Source organism: Vibrio sp. OPT46, from assembly GCF_015163535.1.
GTDB lineage: Bacteria > Pseudomonadota > Gammaproteobacteria > Enterobacterales > Vibrionaceae > Vibrio > Vibrio alginolyticus.
Genome location: NZ_JADDYG010000100.1, coordinates 1140 through 4413 on the forward strand (window position 1 = coordinate 1140; position 3274 = coordinate 4413).

Consider the following 3274-nt stretch of genomic DNA (forward strand, 5'->3'; position numbering starts at 1 on the left):
GAGTTTATGGCATCACTTTCACAATCAAAGTCTGCTTTGTACAGCGAAGCGATTTGTTATTTTGTTAAAACGCTGGATTATCGAACGGTTTTAAAAGTTTTGCGTAGGTTAAGATGAATAAAATTAAAAATATAAAGCAATCGATAAGTATGAAGAGGCATTTTTCTTCAACTTTCCGTTCATTCAAAAAGCGAAGCGATAAAAGCACTGATTCACCTAAAGACTTTTATCGTACACATGAGAAATGTACGGTTTTAGGTAATGGACCATCCTTAAAGTCAGATATTAATAGTATTGGTACAGATAGTGATGTGATTGCTGTTAATCATTTCTCAGAGTCTGAGCATTTTACGGCGTTGAAACCTAATAAATATATTTTAATTGATAGCTATTTCTGGGATGAAACCACCCATAGCTCTCTGGTGGAAAAAAGAGATAAATTGTTTAAAGATCTAAATGAACTTGTGTCTTGGGAAATGCAATTGATTATTCCTGACTTTGCTGACAGAGAGTTCATTCAAGGCAATATCAAAAACAGCAACATAACGATAAAAGTGCTGCGAGCAATTCCTAGTAATGTAACTAATATTAAATATGGCCCAATGGCACTATCTTCTGGTATCGTCGCACCTCCAGCTGTCAATGTGCTTATCTTTGCTGTGTATGTAGCAATTCTATGTGAATATGATTCAGTGGAAATATTTGGAGCGGATATGAGCTTCCATAATGATGTCCATGTTGATCAAGAGAGCAACCAGCTTTATATGGTCTACAAGCATTTCTATGGAAAAGAAGAGAAGTTGCCGCTCCTAGAAAATCCTCAAAAGGTCAAACCTTTTAATATGACGGACTTGATGCGATTAACTTTCTTGACGTTTTATGCACATCAATTGTTAAATAAATGGGCTGAGCTCAAAGGGGTAAAAATCGTGAATAGGTCTAGTTTCTCTATGATCGATGCTTATCCTAGACGATGAAATGACAGGTAAATAGACGCTACAATTGTAATGTCTATTTACCGATGATCATTTATTTTTCTGTAACCACATAGATTCAGCGAAAGTAAAGTCCTCTGGCCAATCTATATCAATTGAGCTCTCTGCATCCTGTATGTACATCGAAGGCTTTAGTCCAATTCGATCATTTAGCTTTTTGTAGTTTTCTACACTATTTAAAAAGACTGAGCTATCGATTTCATAAAGAGGTTCAATTGTCTGAGTTCTAGGCCATTTTTCTATATTACGATCGTAGCTAATTGGCTTATCTTTATTCCAAATAAACCCACGTAGTTCTTTGACCGTCATTAATGAATCATAACCTTCCGTGAGTGCTTGATTATACTGTTTGATAATAGCGCTATAACCTGACTCGTCTAAGAATGGTGAGGTTACATGAGTCCAAAGTACGTGACCCGTAGTAATAATCGAAGGAACATATCTAATAAGATCATCAGTGCTTGTTGAACTTGCCCCTAGGTGCTCTGGGCGTTCATCTATTCGTATGCGAGAATCTTTATATGTTGAAGCAAAATCCAGTACAAAGTCATCGTTTGAAGATACGACTATCGAATCTAGGTCAGTTATATTGATTAACTGATCCAGTTTGATTTTTAATAACCCACCTTTTACACCTGCAAAGTCTTTGGTATTTTTGTTTGGGATACGTTCACTGCCTTTCCGGCATGGTAGAAAAACATGGACACTCATGCTTACCAACTCCTTAGAATATTGAAACCTTCACTTTTTGATAAGCTTTCAAGCTCTTCTTTTACATTTGAAAAAGGAAGATAGCCAAGAAAATCAATATTATTCTCTTTGGCTGCGTGAAAGTCTGATAATGCGTCACCGATCATTAGAGCCGCGCCTGAAGACTCCTTTAGGATGGTTGCAACGTTATCTGCTTTCGCGGTAGGTGATCCTAGAATTAACGTAAAATATTGCGCCAGCTCTCTTTTAACAAATACTTCTCGTAATTCGTCTTGAGCAGATCCACTCGCTACATAGAGTTTGGCTGGGCAATCTGTAATTGCTGCAATAAAATTAGGCGTCAGTTGAGCTTCCATGTATAGCTCTTCACACTGCTTTGAGTAGCAGTTTAGTATACGTTCGTACAATGCTTCATCTGCATTTGTGATGAAATGTTCAACAAAGTAACTCACATGATGAAAACGCGATTTGCCAAAATTAGCTTTAAAATAAGTGCAACACTTATCTATTTCGAGCTCTGATACTTGGGCCATGCGTAAAGCATTACGCATGGCATCAATTTTGAGGTTATTTGAGTCTAGGATCACGCCATCGCAGTCAAAAATAACAGTATCATAGCCATTAAATAGCGGGTGCATAAATAGACCCTGCTTTTACTGGATAAGTGGTTGGGGTTAACGCTTGAATTGATGTACTTCCAAACTGCTGACTAACCATGCTAAAGATCTCATTCATTTCCATTTGGCGTCGGTCAGTCACATCATAACCATCAAAACCAACGAGAGATATCTTCTGCGCTTGACCTATAAAAGCGATACATAACGCATATGCAGCGGTATTATCATACGGTAGTGTACAGTAGTTTTTATGGGCGGTGAGAGTATCCTTCTCTATGGTGCTACTGTAATCAATCATAGAAATATTACTAAATTTACTTAGCTCGTCTTCGTCAAAGCGGTTCTTTGGCAAAAATACGGGTTTGGCTACCTCTGAGTAATGGCTGCTTTCTGACAAGTATTTAGAGTTATGAGATACAGCAAAGTAATCGAAAAGCTCAGTGTTAATCTCATGCTTTGTATTGATGCCAATTACGATAGGCTTTCGAGTCTTAATGTATGTCTCGATCGCGACTCTATGTGTTGCAGCATTAGGCGTATTAGTGACCAGTAAAATTTCTTTTCCTGAAAAGATCCCTGATAGGTCTGATTGGCTTTCAGTTGGTTGGCTTATTTTCCCTACAGTAAGCGCTTCTTCTAAGACATCACCATTATAGCTTGTCGTACCTTCTAGCTTTTTTAAATGCTCGATAGCACCAACAATTTCTTCTGTTCCGTAATTAGGATTAGAAAGCATATTCTGAATATAAGTTGGGTGAATATCGTTTTTGGCTCCCAAGTAATATAGAAGGCTTGAGCCCCAACCGTATCTTCTTTGCATTGGCTCAAAATGGCGAATAACTAGTTCATATATTGCTGTTGGCAAGTATTTATCTAGTCCATCAAGTTCGGCGAGCAGGTTTTCGGTCTGGGCGTTCCCAGCGCCTCGTCCCATTCCGGTAACGGTCACAT

Annotated in this window: 3 protein-coding genes and 1 pseudogene; 1 reads left to right on the forward strand and 3 read right to left on the reverse strand. The window is 38.1% G+C overall.

Annotation, left to right across the window (positions count from 1 at the left end):
- Positions 1–113 precede the first annotated feature (113 nt).
- On the forward strand, positions 114–977 hold the full coding sequence (locus tag IQR33_RS05090) for a hypothetical protein (RefSeq protein WP_182038448.1): 864 nt from the start codon (positions 114–116) through the stop codon (positions 975–977).
- 48 nt (positions 978–1025) lie between these two features.
- Here IQR33_RS05090 and IQR33_RS05095 read toward each other — a convergent pair whose 3' ends face one another.
- From IQR33_RS05095 to IQR33_RS05105, 3 genes and pseudogenes are all read right to left on the reverse strand, one after another.
- Entirely contained in the window at positions 1026–1706 is a 681-nt protein-coding gene (locus IQR33_RS05095) for a cytidylyltransferase domain-containing protein (protein WP_017634976.1), read from the reverse strand.
- Between the two features lie 2 nt (positions 1707–1708).
- Complete coding sequence (locus IQR33_RS05100; RefSeq protein WP_054701124.1) at positions 1709–2344, reverse strand: HAD family hydrolase; 636 nt, start codon at positions 2342–2344, stop codon at positions 1709–1711.
- Positions 2328–3274: pseudogene (locus IQR33_RS05105) on the reverse strand (pyruvate carboxyltransferase); the annotation flags it as partial. The gene IQR33_RS05100 and the pseudogene IQR33_RS05105, both read right to left, overlap by 17 nt.

Excerpts from the sequence above, each read along its gene's own strand:
- IQR33_RS05095 (WP_017634976.1), bottom strand. The coding sequence starts at position 1,706 with ATGAGTGTCCATGTTTTTCTACCATGCCGGAAAGGCAGTGAACGTATC.
- IQR33_RS05100 (WP_054701124.1), bottom strand. The coding sequence starts at position 2,344 with ATGCACCCGCTATTTAATGGCTATGATACTGTTATTTTTGACTGCGAT.
- IQR33_RS05090 (WP_182038448.1), top strand. The coding sequence starts at position 114 with ATGAATAAAATTAAAAATATAAAGCAATCGATAAGTATGAAGAGGCAT.